The organism is Candidatus Baltobacteraceae bacterium (genome assembly GCA_036488875.1).
In the GTDB taxonomy this organism is placed as follows: domain Bacteria; phylum Vulcanimicrobiota; class Vulcanimicrobiia; order Vulcanimicrobiales; family Vulcanimicrobiaceae; genus JAFAHZ01.
The window spans coordinates 616,895-636,380 of the sequence record DASXGW010000004.1 but is presented as its reverse complement, the minus strand read 5'-3'; the positions used below and the strand labels follow the sequence as shown (position 1 = coordinate 636,380).

18 protein-coding genes are annotated in these 19,486 nt (G+C 60.6%); 10 read left to right on the top strand and 8 right to left on the bottom strand.

Going from position 1 to position 19,486, the window contains the following annotated elements:
• The first annotated feature begins 143 nt into the window (after positions 1 to 143).
• Positions 144 to 1,595 (top strand): dihydrolipoyl dehydrogenase, encoded by a 1,452-nt coding sequence (gene lpdA / locus VGG89_08530; protein HEY1976576.1) that lies wholly within the window; start codon positions 144 to 146, stop codon positions 1,593 to 1,595.
• 2 nt (positions 1,596 to 1,597) lie between these two features.
• Here lpdA and VGG89_08525 read toward each other — a convergent pair whose 3' ends face one another.
• A complete protein-coding gene (locus tag VGG89_08525; GenBank protein HEY1976575.1) occupies positions 1,598 to 2,593 on the bottom strand; it encodes a hypothetical protein in 996 nt (331 codons plus the stop codon).
• Positions 2,594 to 2,779: 186 nt separating this feature from the next.
• Here VGG89_08525 and lipB point away from each other — a divergent pair, with 186 nt between their 5' ends.
• From lipB to VGG89_08485, 8 genes are all read left to right on the top strand, one after another.
• Positions 2,780 to 3,448 (top strand): lipoyl(octanoyl) transferase LipB, encoded by a 669-nt coding sequence (gene lipB / locus VGG89_08520; protein HEY1976574.1) that lies wholly within the window; start codon positions 2,780 to 2,782, stop codon positions 3,446 to 3,448.
• A gap of 9 nt (positions 3,449 to 3,457) precedes the next feature.
• Entirely contained in the window at positions 3,458 to 4,330 is an 873-nt protein-coding gene (lipA, locus tag VGG89_08515; protein HEY1976573.1) for a lipoyl synthase, read from the top strand.
• Between the two features lie 36 nt (positions 4,331 to 4,366).
• Positions 4,367 to 7,726, top strand: coding sequence for an efflux RND transporter permease subunit (locus VGG89_08510; GenBank protein ID HEY1976572.1), 3,360 nt, complete (start codon positions 4,367 to 4,369; stop codon positions 7,724 to 7,726).
• Between the two features lie 116 nt (positions 7,727 to 7,842).
• Positions 7,843 to 9,099, top strand: a complete 1,257-nt coding sequence (locus VGG89_08505; GenBank protein ID HEY1976571.1) for a hypothetical protein — start codon at positions 7,843 to 7,845, stop codon at positions 9,097 to 9,099.
• Between the two features lie 12 nt (positions 9,100 to 9,111).
• On the top strand, positions 9,112 to 10,788 hold the full coding sequence (locus tag VGG89_08500; protein HEY1976570.1) for a hypothetical protein: 1,677 nt from the start codon (positions 9,112 to 9,114) through the stop codon (positions 10,786 to 10,788).
• Positions 10,788 to 11,099 carry a rhodanese-like domain-containing protein gene (locus VGG89_08495; protein ID HEY1976569.1) on the top strand — a complete coding sequence of 104 codons (312 nt, stop codon included), beginning with the start codon at positions 10,788 to 10,790 and terminating at the stop codon, positions 11,097 to 11,099. The genes VGG89_08500 and VGG89_08495 overlap by 1 nt, the downstream gene beginning before the upstream one ends.
• The gene (locus VGG89_08490; protein HEY1976568.1) at positions 11,080 to 12,021 is read left to right on the top strand and encodes a hypothetical protein; all 942 of its coding nucleotides are present in this window, start codon (positions 11,080 to 11,082) and stop codon (positions 12,019 to 12,021) included. Before VGG89_08495 ends, VGG89_08490 begins: the two co-directional genes overlap by 20 nt.
• The gene (locus VGG89_08485; GenBank protein HEY1976567.1) at positions 12,018 to 12,752 is read left to right on the top strand and encodes a hypothetical protein; all 735 of its coding nucleotides are present in this window, start codon (positions 12,018 to 12,020) and stop codon (positions 12,750 to 12,752) included. The genes VGG89_08490 and VGG89_08485 overlap by 4 nt, the downstream gene beginning before the upstream one ends.
• Positions 12,753 to 12,761: 9 nt before the next feature.
• Here the strand turns inward: VGG89_08485 and VGG89_08480 are convergent, their stop codons facing one another.
• Complete coding sequence (locus VGG89_08480; protein ID HEY1976566.1) at positions 12,762 to 14,021, bottom strand: Glu/Leu/Phe/Val dehydrogenase; 1,260 nt, start codon at positions 14,019 to 14,021, stop codon at positions 12,762 to 12,764.
• An 84-nt stretch (positions 14,022 to 14,105) separates the two neighbouring features.
• The gene (ychF, locus tag VGG89_08475) at positions 14,106 to 15,200 is read right to left on the bottom strand and encodes a redox-regulated ATPase YchF (protein ID HEY1976565.1); all 1,095 of its coding nucleotides are present in this window, start codon (positions 15,198 to 15,200) and stop codon (positions 14,106 to 14,108) included.
• Between the two features lie 48 nt (positions 15,201 to 15,248).
• On the opposite strand from ychF, the gene VGG89_08470 reads away from it, so the two are divergent.
• Positions 15,249 to 15,779: a bifunctional nuclease family protein gene (locus VGG89_08470; GenBank protein ID HEY1976564.1), complete on the top strand. Its 531-nt coding sequence runs from the start codon at positions 15,249 to 15,251 to the stop codon at positions 15,777 to 15,779.
• Here the strand turns inward: VGG89_08470 and VGG89_08465 are convergent.
• The 5 genes from VGG89_08465 to VGG89_08445 all read right to left on the bottom strand — a co-directional run bounded on the left by VGG89_08465 (position 15,776) and on the right by VGG89_08445 (position 19,081).
• Positions 15,776 to 16,378, bottom strand: a complete 603-nt coding sequence (locus VGG89_08465) for a hypothetical protein (GenBank protein ID HEY1976563.1) — start codon at positions 16,376 to 16,378, stop codon at positions 15,776 to 15,778. The genes VGG89_08470 and VGG89_08465 overlap by 4 nt on opposite strands.
• 23 nt (positions 16,379 to 16,401) lie before the next feature.
• Positions 16,402 to 16,911: a hypothetical protein gene (locus VGG89_08460; protein HEY1976562.1), complete on the bottom strand. Its 510-nt coding sequence runs from the start codon at positions 16,909 to 16,911 to the stop codon at positions 16,402 to 16,404.
• 129 nt (positions 16,912 to 17,040) lie between these two features.
• Entirely contained in the window at positions 17,041 to 17,547 is a 507-nt protein-coding gene (locus tag VGG89_08455) for a GNAT family N-acetyltransferase (protein ID HEY1976561.1), read from the bottom strand.
• Entirely contained in the window at positions 17,544 to 18,170 is a 627-nt protein-coding gene (locus tag VGG89_08450) for a hypothetical protein (protein HEY1976560.1), read from the bottom strand. Before VGG89_08450 ends, VGG89_08455 begins: the two co-directional genes overlap by 4 nt.
• Complete coding sequence (locus VGG89_08445; protein ID HEY1976559.1) at positions 18,167 to 19,081, bottom strand: nucleotidyltransferase; 915 nt, start codon at positions 19,079 to 19,081, stop codon at positions 18,167 to 18,169. Before VGG89_08445 ends, VGG89_08450 begins: the two co-directional genes overlap by 4 nt.
• Between the last annotated feature and the right edge of the window lie 405 nt (positions 19,082 to 19,486).

Genomic DNA, 19,486 nt, shown 5'->3' with positions numbered 1-19,486 from the left:
GGGGCGCTTGAACGTATTGGTTCGCGAAAGATTCCCCTAGGGCGCCCCAAACCTACGTCATGCCTCTAACCAATGTTTTCCGGGACCACGTCGAGAAACCAAGACGCCTTCACAAGCGGTCAATTAGCTCGGGAGCAAACATCTTGGCAGAATTTAACGTCGACGCGGTCGTCATCGGTGCCGGGCCGGGAGGCTATCATGCCGCGATCCGGCTGGGACAACTCGGCAAGAAAGTCATCTGCGTCGATCGCGACGAGGTGGGCGGCGTGTGCCTTAACTGGGGGTGCATTCCGACCAAGGCGCTGCTGCACGTCGGCGAGGTGATTCGCCACATCGAACACGCGGGAGCTATCGGTTTGACGGTTGCAAAACCGACCGTCGACCGCGAAGGCGTCGCGAAGTTCAAAAACGACGTCGTCAACTCCAACGTCGGCGGCGTGAAGACGCTTTTTAAAGCCAACGGCGTCGAGTTTATCTACGGCGAAGCATCGTTTAAGAGCCCCACCGAGATCTCCGTCAAAAAGAAAGACGGCGGAACCGACACGATCAAGGCAGGCAACGTCGTGATCGCGACGGGCTCGGCACCGGTCGACGTCAAGGCGTGGCCGCGCGACGGCGAGACGATCATCAACTCCGACGACGCCGTCCAAGTAAAGCGCGTTCCCAAGGATATGCTCGTGATCGGCGGGGGCGTCATCGGTCTCGAGTTCGCAACCGTCTACGCGCGCATGGGTGCCAAGGTACTCGTCGTCGAGATGATGCCGCAGATTCTTACCGGTACCGACGCCGAGATCGGCAAGACGCTCGGGCGCATTCTCAAAAAGCAAGGCGTCGAGATCATGCTCAACACGAAAGTCGGCGACCTGAAAAAAGACGGCAAGAACGTCGTCGCGACGCTCAACGGCGAGGGCACCGGGGGCAAAGACGAGTCTCGCAAGTTCGACATGGTATTGGTTGCGGTCGGCCGGCGTCCGGTGACCGATAACCTCAACCTTCAGGCTGCCGGCCTGGCGGCCGACGACAAAGGTTTCGTTGCGGTCGACGCGCAGATGCGCACGAAAGTTCCGACTATTTTCGCCATCGGTGACGTGACCGGGCAGCCGCTGCTCGCGCATCGCGCGATGAAGCAGGGCGTCGTAGCCGCCGAAGTCATCAGCGGCGATAAATCCGCGGCGTTCGATCCGATCGCGATTCCGAACTGCGTCTACACCGATCCCGAGGTCGCAACCGTGGGCCTTTCGGAAGAGGAAGCCAAAGCCAAAGGCTACGAGGTACGCATTGGCAAGTTTCCGCTCGCCGCGAGCGGCCGCGCGCGCACGATGAACGAAAGCGACGGCGTGCTCAAGCTCGTCGGCGACGCCAAGACCGATCTGCTGCTAGGCATGCACATCGTCGCACCGCAAGCCGAATCGCTGATCGGCGAGGGCGTGATCGCCCTCGAAATGGGCGCGACGCTGGAGGACATCGGCCTCTCGGTGCATCCGCATCCGACGTTGACCGAAGGCATCATGGACGCGGCCGAAGCGGCGCACGGCAAAGCGATTCACATCGTCAACCCCAAACCGAAAGCGCCGTCGCCGGTCGGAGCCAAGTAGAGCTAGTCGCCCACCGCAATCTCGTAAAGGCCGGGCTCGCGTAACAGAGTCCGGCTTTTGCTCGCCCCGTCCGAATACACGCGCACTTCCGACGTGGGGTGAGCGCCACCGTGACCGACGACGACGTACGCATTTCCCCGATGGTCGAACGCCATGTTGCCGAAACCCCCGTTCGCGCCCGCCTCGAGCGTTCGCGACGGCGTGACGCTGCCCGGAGAATACACGTTGATAGCGTCGACGCAGTGATGGTAACCCGTCGACGACACGCATCCGCTGTAGTGAACGTAGATGTTGCCGTTTGAATCGGCGCCAGGACTTTTGGGATCGACGAGCCCCGCGCGGTCGTTAGTGACGTTCTTCGAACTCACCAGATGGCCCGTCGCCATGCTGTAAAGGTTGATCGTCTCACTGGTACTCGAGAAGGTGACGATATAAGCGCCGCCTCTTCCGTCGAGCGCGATACGCCATGGAATGCCGACGCCTTCGGTGATGGTGCGCAGCACCGTCGTTCCCTCGTCGCCCAGCTCGACGATGGATCCGCGCGTGTGAAGCTTAGGACAGTTCGCGTTCGAAACCCACAAGTGACCGGCGCCATCCGATGCAAGTCCCCAAGGCCAACAAAGGCCCGCGCGCGTCACGCGCCACGGATGCCTTCCGCCGCGATTGAAAAACGACAGCGTCGAGCGGATGAAGTCGGGAACCACGAGGCGATCGTCGGCGTCGACGAATACCGTGAACGGCGAACCGTGATCTCGCGGAATCACCACGTCCGGGCGCACCGATCCGGCGGCAAACTCGAGAACGCGAGTAAAGCGGCGCTCCTGCGATTGGCGCTGGTCGAACGCGTATAACGTTCCTTCGCGATCGATCGCCATGGAGTCGATGCCGTTGACTCCCCAAAGCGTCCGCTGCAATGCGCCGTCGCTCGAACGCCTCACCTCGATCGATGAGACGCCGTTGACGTAGCGGGCCAAGTAGAGCAGCAGACCGCTCGCCACCGTCCGGCCTGCGGTTGGGGCGGGACCGTGCGGAACGGGCGCCCATGACTCGGGCGCGCAACCTGCGACGGCGAGTGCTGCCAGTAGCCCGAGCGAGCGGCAAAGCATCCGGCTTGGTGCGACCGGGCGCCCCTACGCCCCTCCTCAACCTTGGGGCGTCCGGCAGCCGTGCTATACTCGGGGGCGATGACATCGGCACGACTGCTCGATCTGGGCATGCGGCCGTATCGTGAAGTGTGGGATCTTCAGCACCGCCTCCACGAGGCGGTGCGCGAAGCTCGCGAACCCGACACGTGGATCGTCGTCGAGCACACCCCGGTCGTGACGCTCGGACGACAAGCCAAGCGCGAAAACGTTCTGCTCGACGCGGATGCGCTCGCGCGACGCGGTGTAGATATGGTGGAGATCGAGCGCGGCGGCGACGTGACCTATCACGGTCCCGGGCAGCTGGTCGTCTATCCGATTCGCAAGCTCGAGCGCTTTCGCGAAATCGTGCCGCTGGTGCGCACCCTCGAGGGCGCGGTCATTGCGACGTGCTCGGCGTTCGGCATCGAGGCTGCGCGCTGGAGCGAGCACGCGGGCGTATGGGTGGGCGAAAACCAGATTTGCGCCGTCGGCCTGGCGGTGCAGCGGATGGTCTGCCTGCACGGCATCGCGCTCAACGTTTCGACGGAGCTCGACTACGACGGCCTGATCGTGCCGTGCGGCCTTCCGGGGCGAGGCATCACCTCGTTATCGAAGGAAGCCCGCCGGCCGGTGAGCGTCGAAGAAGCCAAGTACGTTCTGCTCAAAGAGCTATCAAAAGTTTTTGGCGTGACGTTCACCCCGCCCTACGAACAAGCAGTTGAGGCATAATACGGACCAGTGGCTATAGAGATCGACCTGATACGCAAGCCGTCGTGGCTGAAAGTATCGCTCCCGGCAGGCGACGATTACGAGCGCGTCAAGGCGAAAGTCGCGGCGCTCGAACTGCATACGGTTTGCCGCGAGGCGGCGTGTCCCAATCTCGCGGAGTGCTGGGGCGCCGGCACGGCGACCATCATGATCTTGGGCGACACGTGCACGCGCGGCTGCCGCTTCTGCAACGTCAAGACCGGGAATCCGCGCGGTCAAGTCGATTGGCTCGAACCCGTGCGCGTCGCAGACGCGGTGCGCGACCTCGGCTGGAAGTATCTCGTGCTAACCGCGGTCGATCGCGACGATCTGGCCGACGGCGGGGCGCTGATCTTCGCGAATACCGTTCGCGCGATCCACGAGCGCGCTCCGGGAGCTCGCGTGGAGATTCTCAGCGGCGACTATCGCGGCGATCTGCGCGCGCTCGACATCGTGATGGACGCGAAGCCCGACGTGTTCGCGCACAACCTCGAAACGGTTCGCCGGCTGCAGGCAACGGTGCGCGACAAGCGCGCGGGCTACGAGCAATCGCTAAAGGTGCTCCTCCATGCCAAATCTCGGGCACCCGAGCGCTACACCAAGACGTCGCTGATGATCGGGCTCGGCGAGTCGGAAGCCGAGGTCGAAGCGGCGATGGACGACGCCCGCTCGGTGGGAGTCGACATCTTTACGCTGGGCCAGTACCTGCAGCCCAGCAAGAAGCATCTGCCGGTCAGGGAGTTCGTGACGCCCGCCCAGTTCGCGGCACTCGGCGAGCTGGCAAAGTCAAAAGGTTTTCATCAGGTTGTCTCGAGCCCGCTCTCGCGCAGCTCGTACCACGCCGAGCAGGCCTTTCCCGCCTGAAACCCCCACTACGATTGCTGAGTTGAACACCCTAACGTGACGAAGGCATTTCTCAACCGGCCGGTACTCGCGATCGTCTGCTCGCTGGTGATCATGATCGGCGGGCTCGTGGCCCTTCCGACGCTGCCCATCGGGCAATATCCGCAGATCGCACCGCCGGTCGTGTCGGTTACCGCGACGTATACCGGCGCGAGCCCGCAGGCGGTCGAAGCGCAAGTCACGACCGTCCTGGAGCAAGCCGTCAACAGCGTCGAAGGCTTGCGCTACGTCAGCTCGACGAGCTCGCAGGGCGTGTCGACGGTCACGTGTACCTTTAACTTAGGCGTGAATCTCGACATCGCGGCGGCCGACGTTCAAAACGCCGTTCAGTCGTCGCTCGGCCTGCTGCCGCAGACGGTGCAGCAAGTCGGCATTCAAGTCGTTAAAAACTCGGGCTCGTTCGTGATGGGCATCGCACTGACGTCCGACGACAAGGGCATGAGCACGCTCGACCTGAGCAACTACGTTCAGCTCAACCTCGCCAACGATATAGGCCGGGTTCCGGGCGTGTCCGGCGTGATCATCTTCGGGCAGCGCCAGTACGCGATGCGCATCTGGCTGGATCCGCGTAAGCTCGCGCAGCAGGGACTCGACGCGTCCGACGTCGTCAGCTCCCTGCAAGAACAGAACGTCTCCATCGCGGCCGGCAGCATCGGCGCCCCGCCCGCGCCGAAGAATCAACCCTTCACCTACACCGTGAACGCGCTGACGCAGCTCTCCGATCCAACGCAGTTTGCCAATATCATTCTTCGCGCCAATCCCAACGGCGGCTACGTGCGGCTCGGCGACGTTTCGCGCGTCGAGCTGGGTGCACAGAGTTACACGAACGCCTTACGCTTCAACGGCCACGCCAAAACGGTCGGAATGGGTGTCCAGCAGTATCCGACCGCCAACGCACTGCAAGTCGCAAGCGACGTCCGCGCAAAGATGGTGCAGCTGGCAAAGCAGTTCCCGCCGGGCATTCACTGGGAGGTCGCTTTCGACTCGACCACGTTTGTCAACGAGTCGATTCGGGAAGTCGTGCTCACGCTGCTCCTCTCGATCCTCCTGGTCATTCTCGTCATCTTCCTGTTCTTACAGGATCCGCGATCGACGCTGATTCCGGCCGCGACGATTCCCGTTTCGTTGATCGGCACGTTTTTCGTCATGAAGGCGCTGGGCTTCACGATCAACACCGTGACGCTTTTCGGTTTGACCTTGGCAACCGGACTCGTCGTCGACGACGCGATCGTCGTCATCGAGAACATCGCGCGCCACATGGAGATGAACAAGGGCAAGCAGAGCGGCATCGCCAGTGCCGGTGAAGCGATGCGTGAAATCCAGAGCGCCATCGTCGCGTCTTCGATCGTACTGCTCGCCGTGTTCATCCCGGTCGGCTTCCTGCCTGGAACGACCGGACAAATCTACAAGCAGTTCGCAATCACCATCGCGGCGTCGATCAGCATCTCGCTTTTCCAGGCGCTGACCTTGGCACCGGTGCTGTCGGCGCGGCTGCTTTCAGGCGAACACGTTTCAAAAGCCGCATTTTTCCGCTGGTTCAATACGGGGCTTCAACGGTTCCGCAATTGGTACTCACGTCTGCTTCCGAGTTTCTTCCGGCACCGCTGGATCGTCTCCGGCATATTTGCCGCCGCGCTGTTCGTCACGTTCCTCATGGTGTGGAAGACGCCGCAAGCGTTTCTGCCCGACGAGGACGTCGGCTACTTCATCACGTTGATCCAAGCACCCGAAGGAACGTCGCTTGAAGGCGAGCAGGCCGTGGGCCGCAAGGTCGAAGCGATCATGCAGGCACAGCCGGAGGTGCAATACATTTTCGACGTCGGCGGCTTCGGCTTTAGCGGAACGTCGCCCAATCGCGGCGTCGTGTTTACCTTGGTCAAGCCGTGGGGCGACCGCAAGACGCCGTTCTGGTGCAACTTCACGTTCGGCCACGGCGGCCAGGCGTGCGTGTCGCACTCGGTTTTCGCGCTCGAGCAGCGGCTCAACGGCATCTTCTACATGACGATCCCCGAGGCGCAGGTCTTCGCGTTTAATCCGCCCGCGATCAACGGCCTAGGGAACTTCAACGGATTCCAGTTCGAGCTTGAAGACCGCGGCAACGTGGGCCTGCCCAAGCTGATGGGCACCGCGTTTGCCATCATGGGCGCAGCGTCTAAAGATCCGGCTCTGCAAAACGTCTTCACCCAGTTCCGCATCGATTCGCCGCAGATCGAAGCCGATATCGACCGCAACAAGGCCAAAGCCATCGGCGTCTCGTTGTCGGACATCTTCCAGACGATGGAGGTCGATCTCGGGTCGCTTTACGTAAACAACTTCACGTACCTCAATCGATCCTGGCAGGTGCAGGTGCAGGCCGACGCGCCGTACCGCAGCGACGTCGCTTCGCTCCAGAATTTATACGTGCACGCGAGCCCGGCGTCGGACACGAGTGCGGGGGCGACCAATCCGGCCTCCTCCGCCGCGACTTCCGCTACGAGCGCGACCGGCGCGGTGATGGTGCCGCTCTCGGCGCTGATGACGGCCAAGCAAACGTTGGGGCCGCCGATCATTTCGCATTACAATCTCTATCGCAACATCGAGCTCTCGGGTAACTCCGCGCCGGGAGTCAGCTCGGGGACTGCGATCGACGAGATGCAAAAGATCGCCCGCCAAGTGATGCCCACGGGCGTGACGTTCGAGTGGACGGGGTTGCAGCTCGACCAGATTGCGGCGGGAGCACCGACCAAGGTGGTCTTCGTCCTGGCCATCATCTTTGTGTTCTTGGCGCTGGCCGCACAGTACGAAAGCTTCATCGATCCGCTCATCGTGCTGCTGGCCGTGCCGGCGGCGCTGCTCGGCGCGCTGGGCTTCATGAACTTCCGCAGCCACTTGCCGATCCCGTTCCTGTTCGATCCGGCGCTGGCACAGGACGTCTACGCGCAGGTCGGTTACGTGATGCTTATCGGCCTCGCGAGCAAGAGCGCAATTCTTATCGTGGAGTTTGCCAATCAGCAAATGCGCGAAGGCGCGACGATCGTGCAGGCCGCATTGCGCGCGGCCCAGGTTCGGTTACGCCCGATCTTGATGACGTCGATTGCTTTCATCATTGCCGTCACGCCGCTCGTGTTTGCCTCCGGCGCCGGCGAAGCGGCACGCCACTCGTTAGGCACGGTCGTATTCGGCGGAATGGTTGTCTCGACGATCTTGAATCTTGCGATCACGCCGGTGCTCTACGTCATCGTCAAATCGTTCGAGCATTGGCTCGACCAACGGTTCAGGGGCAAGAGAAGCGGCGGGAACGGTCGCTCGACCGGAACCGACGGCCACGTAAGCGGCGGCGACATCGGCGACGCATCGTCGCAGCCCGCGGGCGTGTAACTCAGGAACGCTGAGAAGCTTTTCCCTGGGCAGGATTTAGTCCGGGCGGGCCCAAGCTTTGCGGACCGGCGCCTGATACTTTTAATAATAGGGCGCTTCTTCTTGGAGACTGGTGCATGCACAAGACGCCTTTGCGCGCACTCGCGGCTATTGCCGCGGCCGCGACCATCTGCTACTCGTGTCCGGCCGCGCGCGCCGACGGAATGGAAAACGTCTACGAACAGACCGTCGTGCCCGGCGCAAACAGCGCGATCTTCCATGCGATGGAAGCATGGAAGAAAGAGCACGATGCTAAGCGTCAACGGCGTCAAGCGTCGCACCTCGCGCCCGGTTCGGGCGCCGTCGATCCCGGCACCGTCGCGCAAGTACCGCCGGTCAGCCAGCAGCCGGTAAGCCAGCAGGTCGGATTTCCGCTCGGCTTCCAATATACGGCCGACTTTTCCATAGCGTATCCGTTCGGCAACATCGGAACGTACGGAAAGGGCTGGCTGTACGGCGGCGGCGACGTCTCGCTCGGCTACGCGTTCAATCCGACGACGCGATTGGTCGGAAGCATGTTCCAACTTCAGCACTGGCCGTACGGTTTTAACAGCGGCCTCGCGCCCGTTTACCTCGCAGGCTTTCAAAATCCGGTCGGCTGCGCCGACTTGAGCGGCGGCAACGCGTGCGGCCCGGGAACCGGACGGGACATCAACGTGCGCACCAAGGACACGTTCATCGTCGGAATGCTCCAAAAGATGGTCTTCCCGCTCGCGCACATCGGCGTACCGCTTCCGCTGGTCATCACGCCGACCTATGTCGCGCGCTACGGTACCGTGGGAGAATCGGTCGGCGATAACGATATCGTGCCGGTCACGATCAATCCGCCCGACGGTCCGGTTCTCCAGAATCTTCCGGTGCGCACCGCTCAGTTCAAATCCGTGGCGGTCACGCTGCCGTTTCTCAAGTCGCCGAAGATGTTCGGAACGTTTACGATGGCGACGCAGTGGCTGATGCACACCAACGGCTTCAACACGAAGAATGCCTTTCAGACGCCGCAGATTCTCTATTTACAGTACACGCCGACGGATACCACGACGCTCTGGGTGGAACCGCAAAGCGCGCGCGACTATCTTCCGACCGATCCGTACCCCGAGCACGTGATCGCGTACTTCCTGGGCGTCTCGCAGCGCGTCAGCAAATACGGCTTCGTGCAGTTCGTGCTCAACAGCGGCGGCCCGACCAACATGGGTGCCGACGGCGTCACGGCGGTCAAATGTTTGACCGTGCAGCAGGCGCTCAACAACACCTGCGGCCTGGGGTTCGGCGGACTCAAAGCGACGCAGATGCAGCTTCAGTTTGGTGTCGGCACGCCCGGCATCTTCCCGCTCTAGAGGTTGACAATCATGAACGGCACCGTGAAAAAGATTTTTGCCTTCGCGGCACTCGCAGCAATCTGCGCGTGCAGCGCACCGAGCGGGGGAACCTCGAACTCGACCTTGCCGGCCGCGCCGTCGACCATGCATCGTAACGGTTCGGTCGGTCGCGGAGTCCTCTCAAGCATTGTTGGAGTCGGCGACAGCCTCACGGCCGGTTATCAAGCCGGCGGCTTCCTCGGCGCAACCGACTTTAAAGATCCGCTCGATAAGTCGCAGCTGGTGCGACCGGGTCAGGAAAACGGCTGGTGGGCCGATCTCTTCGAGATGGCCTCGGGTCTACCGGAAGCGACCGCTATCAATGACATGTACGATCCGGCGACGAGCCCGCTGCCGCTTATCAAGGCTCCCGCCTTGAACAATCTGCTGGTTCCAACCGCTCCCGGAAGCTTGGCGCCGTTCGGCTTGTCGAAGTCCGGCAACACGTGCACCGCAGATGGCGGCTTCAACGCTGCCGGCTACCTCATAAGCGGTGTCGCCACCGTGCGCATGAATACCTCGAACGTCGTTCGCGACGTCGCCGTTCCCGGCATTACCGCGCACGAAGCCAACACGATTTCCGAGCCGCAAAATAATACGTGCGAACCGATCCCCGGCATTCCGGGACTGCTTGCGGCCGTCGTCGACGGTGAGGCGAGCACGTTCTGGCCCGTGCTGGGCAGCTTTGCGCACATGGGCTCGAACCTTACCGAGGTGCGCGCCGCGGCATCGCTGCATCCGACTTTGGCGACCGTGTGGCTGGGAGCCAACGACGTCCTGAAGTACATGGGCAGCGGCGGACGCTTCGTCGGCGGCGACAACACCGTCGCTCAAATGAAGGCCGACGAACTCAACGCCATTCAAACGCTCAAGTATGCCGGCGCCAAGACCGTCGTGCTCAATCTGCCCGACGTGCTGCGCACGCCGTACTTCCTGAATATGGCGATCCCGAAGCGGTCCGCGTGCACCGCGTCGCCGGCGCACACTCCGGTGCAAACGTACGCATTTTGCGTGCTGGTCGGGCTCGGGCTCTTCACTCCCGCGCAAGCCAAGACGACCATCGAGCAGTTCGCGACCGCCTACCATCTGACGACGCCCAACGGATGCAAACCGGGAACGGTCGCGACCGCATGCGGCTATCTGACGCTTCCGGGAGCTCTCGACGCCCTCAACTACTACCTCGCGCATTCCTCGACGTTTCCGAATCTCGACTGTTCGGGACCGAATTTCACTAAGCCGTGCGTAGCCGGCAGCGGCATAGGCTCGTACTACATCACGCCGCAGTTCGCCGGTAAGATCCAGCAGCTCAACGACAACGTGAACACGGGTATCGGCGAAGCTGCGACGTACACGCAATCGGCCTTCATCGACGTGCGCGCGATCTTCGACGGAATTCTCAGCGGAGATCCGTCCAATCAGTACTTTGCCAAGGCCATCTCGATCAATCCCGGAAAATGCTGCACGCTGGCGTCCGCCCAAGGACTGGTGAGCTTCGATGGTCTGCATCCGTCGAACACGGGCTACGCGTTGATCGCCTACTATGTCATCAAATCGATCAATCAACGGTACGGCCAGCACATCCGCGAGATTAACGTCAGCGCTGCCTACGCCGGAACGCGGTGCTCCAACAAGCTGGAGTGCTTCCCCGACGTCTACGCGCCGCACTAATGGACGAACGCATCGGTCCGCGCGAGCTCCAAGCTCGCGCGGCCGAACTCAAAGTCTTCGACATTCGCAAAGAGCCGGACGACCAAAAGATTCCCGGATCGATCCCCTTTGAAGGCGCGGCCATCGAAATCGGCGCCGACGTTCCATTCGGCAAGGACGATGAAGTCGTGCTCTATTGCGGCAGCGGCAACTCGTGCAGCCGTATCGCCAAAACGCTGCGCGAGCGCGGATATAACGCGGTCGCTCTTGAGGGCGGTTATAAGGGTTGGGTGGCCGAGGGTCTGCCGACGGATGAACGCGGCGAGGCATAAGCTTCTCGCGCTAGCCGCGCTCGCCGGCGTCTGCGCGTGCAGCGCTCCGAGCGCGGGACCAATTTCCGCATTACCGGCCGCATCCTCATCGCATCGCGCCAGCGAACGCAGCCGCGGATTGCTCTCAACGATCGTCGGCGTCGGCGACAGCCTCACCGCCGGATATCAAGCGGGTGGATTCCTCGGCGCGACGGGAATGAAAAATCCGCTGTATCCGGGCCAGCTCGTTCCACCCGGACAAGAGAACGGGTGGTGGGCCGACGTCGATGAGATGGCATCGGGATTGCCCGAAGCGACAGCGATCGATCGCATGTACGATCCGTCGACGAGTCCGCTGCCATTAATTAAAGCGCCGGGTCTCAACAATCAACTCGTTCAGACCCTGCCTAGCGATTTCGCACCCATAGGCTTGTCGAAATCCGGCAACACGTGTAGGGCAGACGACGGATTTAACGCCGCGGGATACGTGCTGGGCGGCCTTCCAGCGGTTCGCATGAATCCGGCTTCGAACCTCATCCGTAACGTAGCGGTTCCCGGGATCACCGCGCACGAAGCCAACACGATCGCGATGCCCCAAAACAACACGTGCGAGCCGATACCGGGTATTCCCGGACTCCTCGCAACCGCCGTCGACAACGAGGCCAGCACGTTCTGGCCGGTTCTGGGCAACTTCGCTCACTTGGGACCGAAACTCACTATGGTGCAGGCGGCAGCATCGCTGCATCCCACCTTGGCGACGGTGTGGCTCGGCGCCAACGACGTGCTCAAGTACATGGGCAGCGGGGGCCGCTTCGTCGGCGGCGACAACAGCGCCGCGCAAGCAAAAGCCGACGTGCTCGACGCGGTTCAAATCCTGAAATATGCGGGCGCCAAGACCGTCGTCCTCGATTTGCCGGATGTGCTTCGCACTCGTACTTCATGAACACGGCGATTCCAAAGAACTCTGCGTGCAAGCCGCCGACGCAAACGTACGTTTACTGCCTACTCACCCAGAAGAAGCCGTTTGGAGTTGGGGTCTTTTCGCATCAGCAAGCGAAGGCTATTATTCGACAGTTCGCGGCCGCTTACCATATCGCGAGCCCCAAGGGATGTCAACCGGGAACCGTCAGAAACGCGTGCGGTTATTTAACGCTTCCTGGTGCGCTAAATTCGCTCAAGTACTTTTTGCACCATTCGTCCACGTTTCCCGACCTCGACTGTACCGGGCCCCACTTCACGAAACCGTGCGTCGCCGGCAGCGGCCTCGGATCCTATTACATCACGCCGCAGTTCGCCGGCAAGATTCAGCAGCTCAACGATAACGTCAATACGGGCATCCGGGAAGCGGCAACGTATACGCAGTCCGCGTTCGTCGACGTGCGCATCGTCTTCGACGGCGTCCTTAGTGGCGACCCCGCGAATCCGTACTTCGCAAAAGCCGCAGCGGTTAATCCAGGCACTTGCTGCAATCTTGCCAGCGGAGGCGGGCTCGTGAGCTTCGACGGCCTCCATCCTTCGAACACCGGTTACGCGTTAATTGCTTACTACGTCATCGCAGCAATCAACGAGCGGTACGGCCGGCACATCCGCGAGATCGACGTCACCAAAGCGTACGACGGAACGCGCTGCTCTAACAAACGGGAGTGCTTCCCCGACGTCTACGCTCCACACTAAGGTCGTGCGTTAAGCGTATATTCCGCGCAGCTTAAGCGCCTTCACCACGCGATCGATCGCCAGCGTGTACGCGGCAGTACGCAACGTAGCGTGCCGCGAGTTAGCGATCGTACGGATCTCGTGGAGGTTCGTGAGTAAGAAATCCTCGAGGCGTTCGTTGACTTCGGATTCTTTCCAAAAGTAGCCGGCGCGGTCTTGTGCCCACTCGAAGTACGAAACGGTCACGCCGCCGGCGTTGGCCATGATGTCCGGAATGACGACGATGCCGCGCTCCTTGAAGATGCGGTCGGCTTCGGGCGTCGTGGGACCGTTGGCGCCCTCGACGATGAGTTTGGCTTGGACGTTGGCGGCGATCTCCGGCGTGAACACCTTTTCGAGCGCCGCCGGCACTAGCACGTCGCACTTGCTGGTCAAAAGGTCGGCGTTGGTGATCTTGTCGCCGCCCTTGAAGCCTTCGAGCGTTCCGTGTTTGGCGGCGTGCTCCATCGCACCGTTTACGTAGATGCCTTCTTCGTTATAGTAAGCGCCGGTGACGTCTGATATGCCGACGACCTTACAGCCGCGTTCTTCGAAGAGCTTCGCCGCGTACTTTCCGACGTTGCCGAAACCTTGAATCGCAACGCTGCTCTGCTCGGGCTTTAGCCCCATTTCGCTCATCTCGTCGAGCGCGCAGATCGTCACGCCGCGTCCGGTCGCTTCGGTGCGCCCGCGCGATCCGCCAATCTCCAGCGGCTTGCCGGTGACGACGCCGGGGACGTTCTGCCGCACGTGCATCGAATACGTATCCATGAACCACGCCATGACTTGCGGCGTCGTGTTGACGTCGGGCGCCGGGACGTCTTTGTCCGGACCGACGACTTCCACCAGCTCGGCAGCATAACGGCGCGTGATGCGCTCGAGCTCGTTCATCGAGAGCTGGGTCGGGTCGCACGTGACCCCGCCTTTTCCACCGCCGAACGGAAGGTCGACGACGGCACATTTCCACGTCATCCAGAACGCCAGCGCGGTGACTTCGTCGAGTGTCACACCAGGATGGTAACGGATGCCGCCCTTCGCAGGACCGCGCGCGAAACTAAACTGTACGCGATAGCCGGTGTAGACTTCGAACTCGCCGGTGTCGCGCTGGAACGGGATTGAAAAAATGATCTGCCGCGAAGGGTTGGTCAGGATACGGCGCATTCCACCATCGAGTTCGAGCAGGTCGGCTGCATCGTTGAAATAGGCGATGGCGTCTCCGAAAACCGAGACTTCGCGAACGGCGGTACTCATAACGTTTTGTGTGCCTCCGGCCTGAAGACTTGGGCGTTGTGTCACCCTGAGCCTGTCGAAGGGCAAACCGGGACTCGTCGCGCGCTACACGTTGAAGCGGAAGTTGACGACGTCACCCTCTTGCATCACGTACTCCCGGCCCTCGCTCCGAACCAGACCGGCGGAGCGCAAGGCATCCATGGTGCGATATTTGACGTAGTCGTCGTACGACACGATCTCGGCGCGAATGAAGCCGCGCTCGATGTCGCCGTGAATCTTACCGGCCGCTTCGGGGGCCTTGGTGCCGCGATGGATCGTCCAGGCCCGGACCTCTTTCTCGCCGGCGGTCAGGAACGTCATGAGCCCCAGCCGATCGTACGCCGTCGCCGCGAGCTCGTCGAGGCCGCTGCGCTCGAGGCCCAGCTCGGCGCGGTACTCGATAGCCTCCTCCTCGGACAGTCCGGCCAGCTCGGCCTCCACCTTGCCGCTGAGTACGACGACCCGGCTTCGTTCCACGCGGCCGATGGCCTCAAGCGCCTGCGCCAACGGCCCGGGGCGCCCGATCTGCGCCTCGTCGACGTTGGCGACGTAGAGCAACGGCTTGGCGGTCAGCAAGAACGACTCCGCGGCCACCGCAGCCTCGACGCTTCCTTCCGGAAAGGTTCGCGCCGGGGTGCCGGCCTCGAGCGAGGCGACCAGCCGCTCCGCGGCGCCCAGGCTCTCGCGCAGCTTCGGGTTCACGCGCGCTTCGCGCTCGATCTTTTGAAGGCGTTTCTGCATCGTGGCAAGGTCGGCAAGTGCCAGCTCGATGTTGACGATCTCGACGTCGCGCTTGGGATCGGGATGCGTCTCGACGTGCGTGACGTTTTCGTCTTCGAAGCAGCGCACCACCATCGCGATCGCGTCGGTTTCGCGAATATGACTGAGAAAGGCGTTTCCGAGCCCCTGGCCCGAGCTTGCGCCGCGCACGAGTCCTGCTATGTCGACGAAGCGCACCGTCGCAGGGACGACGCGCTGGCCTGCGACGAGCTCCTGGAGCACGTGCAAACGCGCATCGGGCACCGCCACCTCACCAACGTTAGGCTCGATGGTTGCAAACGGATAGTTTGCGGCGAGAGCCTGCGCGGAGCGCGTGAGCGCGTTGAAGATGGTCGACTTGCCGACGTTGGGCAAGCCGACGATGCCGCATGAGAGTGCCATAAAGAACCGCCACCCGTTCGGCCGGCCATTCGGACGGACCTACCAAGCATGGGTACAACGCTCTTGGAGGCACCGGTGGCGGACGCGTCGGATAACGCTGACATGCGGCAGATGAAGGTCGACAAACTGGGGATCGACCTCTTGACACACGACCCCGTGGTCATTCTCAAGGACATGGACGGATCGCACTATCTGCCCATCCTCATCGGTCCGTTCGAGGCAACCGCAATCGCACTGGCGTTGGAAGGCGCACCGGTACCTCGGCCGCTATCGCACGATCTCATGCGTAACATCCTCGAGACGCTCAACGCTAACCTCGAGCAAGTCGTCATTCACGACATCAAGGACTCGACGTTCTTCGCAAAGCTGGTCGTGCGGACCAACGGCGACCTTCAAGAAATCGACGCGCGCCCGTCCGACGGCATCGCGCTTGCCTTGCGCGTGCAAGCGCCGATCTTCGTCTCCGACAAGATCGTCCTCGAGGAGGCGACCGCGGAAAAGAAGCCGGCCAACGACAACGAGATGCAGCGCTTCAAGAAGTTTCTCGACGACTTGAAGCCCTCAGATTTCAACCGTTAACCGCTAGACTTCGTTACCGCTTGGTTTAGACGCAGCTCGACGACCGTGCCGGCCGGCACTTGCACGTCGGTCTTCAGCGTCTGCGATAAGGCGTAGCCGCCCGCCGCACCCATCAGGCCGCCGTGCTTGCGATGCGTCATATGGCCGGCGATCGCACCGCCGAACATCATGCCGATCGTACGCAAATGGTGCGTCTTTGGATCGAACTCTTTCCACGAAACGATCGAAGCGTTTACCGGTTCCTTCGTCCCGTCCGGCAAGCGAATGTCGTCGAAGACGATCGTCATCGCCGGATTGCGCATCGGGCCGGCCGCGCGCACGTTCTCGACGTGCGCGTCGATCACGGCACCGTCGAGCGCGGGATTCTTATGAAAAAACGTATCGGTGTGCGTCAGGGTGAAAGTGTCGCCGTCGTGACTGACCTTCGTGCCGATCGCCTTGTCCAGCTTACCGTAATACGTGGTGCCGGCATTGACGACGACGGAGCCGCTCGCATTTGACGCCGCGTTTCCGCCGGCGTTCTGTGAGCTCACGTGGCGGTGTCCGCACGCGGCGAGCACTACCACCGCCGCCAGGGCGGCAACAAATCGCGTTTTCATCACAGCCTACCTACCGATTCTTTCTAGACTTTGTTGCAGGTGTCGTCTTCGATCTTGCGTCCGGGGTCCTGCTTACCCTTGATGGCCCAAAAGTGAAACGCGTAGTGCGTCGGCGTCACGCCGTAAAAAATTGCCCGCGTATTGGGCGTCGCGCGATCGGCCACGTCGAAGCCGTACTCGGTCCATCCCTCGCCAACCGGGCCGGGATTGTACCAAAATCCCATGCTGCCGTCGCTGCCGGTGAACACGCCTTCGAACGAGTCGCTTGCCGGGACGTAGGTCAGCATGAAGTTCGCCTGGCCGCGCGGCGTCGAGATGTACTGATCGATGACGGACTTGGACGGATACTTCCAGTGAAAACTCGTTTGATACGTTACCGGCGCCTTGAGTCGCGGAGCGTGCGCGACGCACTGCCAGGTGCCGATCAAATACGCGTACTCGGCAATGGAATGATGCCGCGTAGCCGCCGGTGCCGGCGCCGCCGAAAGAGCCGCGAACGCTGCCGCGAAAATTATTGCAATAAACCTGTTCACTAAATGTCCCACTCCCATGCGTTCCACCAAGGTGTTGCCGTCATGTTCGGGCGGTAGTTGCGTAAATCATCCGATCGCACGATCAAACGCCTGCCCTCAAATTGGCGCAGAGCATCGCAACGGTCTGCATCAGAGGTCCAAAATGTACGTTTTGAGATCGTGCTCGTTTTCAGGTGTTTTTGGAACGATGCCGAGGTATTGGAAGCCAAGTTTTTCAAAGACGTGGGCTGCGCGATCATTTTCAACGAAGCAACAGCCTTCAATCTGCTGAAGGCCGAGAGATTCCTTGGCAAAAGCAAACACCGCCTTCAAGGCTTCGGTAAGGTAACCGCGATTCCGATACGGCTTAGCGATGATGAAATGAACCTCGCCCTTCGCCTTGTCTTTATCCATCGGAAGATCAACGAATCCAACAAATGCTCCGCTCCGGTCTAGGAGCACCCAAAGAACAGCTTGCCCTCTGACAAATAGAATCTTGCGTAAGTAAAGAAGTGTGCTGACCTTACCAACGTCAGCCGGTTGGAAGTAGACGGATTGTGCGACCTCAGGGTCCTGATGCAACTGAAAAATATTTTGAGCATCCCCCATTTGAACAAGGCGTAAGTCTAGCCGTTCCGTTTGCAGGGAATGGTTCATGAGGTTAGCTCGTGTCGTTTGCGGACAATCTCAATACGCCCACTCGTTGCGCGGCCACGCCCAGTGTAGTATTCGCCGTCAAGATGGACCTTTGAGTCCTTCGACCTTATGTCAAACCAGATGGTGCCGCGATGAGCGTGCATTGATCCAATCGCAGCGCTTGCCGGTTCATTCCAATATTCGTAAACTAGACGCGGCACGTCGGTATCCAAGACGCTGATTCCGGTAACACCGTTAAACGAATGCGATTGCGGAAACTGGCCGCGAATAATGATCTTCGTCCAGGTCTGGGTAATCGTAAAATCACACTTATAGCTCTCTTCGTGGTCGTCATGGCTGGTCCAAAGGTGGCCGTGGTATTGGCCACCCAGATACGGGATTTTGACGATGCCAAACCTTCGTAGCAATCCCCAGCGCCAAATACAATTCGAAAATAAGCCGCGCAAGAACAGATAGATCGGCATAGGGGTCGGCAACGACATCCACCACGGCATTTGAAAATGGAACGCCTCTACGATCTTGTACAGGAGATAAGCGAGAGCCACAGCGATGACCGCAAAGACGTACGCCAAGGTGTCACGTTCGTTTGAATCGGTAGAATAGGGATAAAAGCGGCTAATCATTTGCCCCAATCATTCCACGCCTTGATGGCAGCCGTCTTAAATGCCTTAGCGTTGGCTATGGGCCAGTAGTCCGGCTTGTCGCGACAGAGCCAGAGAAGCCCACATTGTGCAACGAGTTTGCCCCATTGCTCGTCCGTCAATCCATTCATCCATTTGAGAACTGCTACGACCGTATCCTCGTGCCGGGGTTTGAATAAATCGGTCGGTGCGTTGTAGATCAGGCACGAAACAAAATACGACGGAGCAACGCCATCTGCAATAAGATTATTGGCGGAGCAGTGATTACGAAGATTCTTGAAAATGCGGACGGTTGGTTTAAAACGATAACTAGTGTTCTTGTTCATTACGACCCCATTATCGTAGTGCTGCCTGGGGTAGTTGATAACTTGACGGGCGGCATTACGAGTCCAAAACGTGATGCCTTCCTTTGGCGTCGGAAGACGCGCTGACTCATCCTTTCGGAAATCACGATATCGAACGCAGGGCACTACATCAGCATCAAGGCGACCAGATTTTCCAGTTACCTGGATGCACTTATTTCGCAATGTTATGAGGCTTGACCCGTAGTAGTCCGTTAGAGTCCGTTCTACGGCGCTGCGAAAGTCGTTGAACGAATGCGAAGGCGACCCGGGAAACTGACGTTCAAACTCAGCCTTTTGAGACTCCGTGAGGTCGTCAACGTCTTTATAGAAAAAGTCCGTTGCCTCGACGACAACATCTACGTCCATGTCACCGTAAATGCTCGTTGAGTTACGATACGACCCTTGCAGATATACGTCGTAAGAAAACTCTTTGAGCGCCGTCGATTTTGCCGCGTCGGTTGCCGCTTTGATCGACGCGTAAGTGCTTTCGGCGGCTTTCTCAGCGCCGACGTTCGCCCACGTTTCCAACTGCTTTTCGGGAATTGCCATCTAGGCCGACCTCCTCGGTCAAATCGGTGTTTGTACGGCTCTATGATGGCTGACGCGGGTGCCATATGGTTGGCATTCAACGCCGCTCGAACAGATGTTCGATGCGCGATGACGTCGTCCCTTGGCCGGTAGCTAGCCGAAGCCTAGAGCCGTTGCGGCGCGCCGTTGGCGGTGGATGCAGCGGGACACTCAAGCGACCGCCCTTTGGCGAGCTTGGGGACCATTGCGCCCACCTCTTCGCCACTGAGCGTCTGGCGCTCCAGTAGAGTTTCGGCAATCCTAGCGATCTGCGGCCCGTAGCTCCGAAGGAGATGATTGGCCAGCGCGGCTAGGTGGCCGGCATGGGCCCGCGGTCGCCATTTCGCAATGCTAGATTCGGTAGAAGTAGAACCGATACGCAGCGAG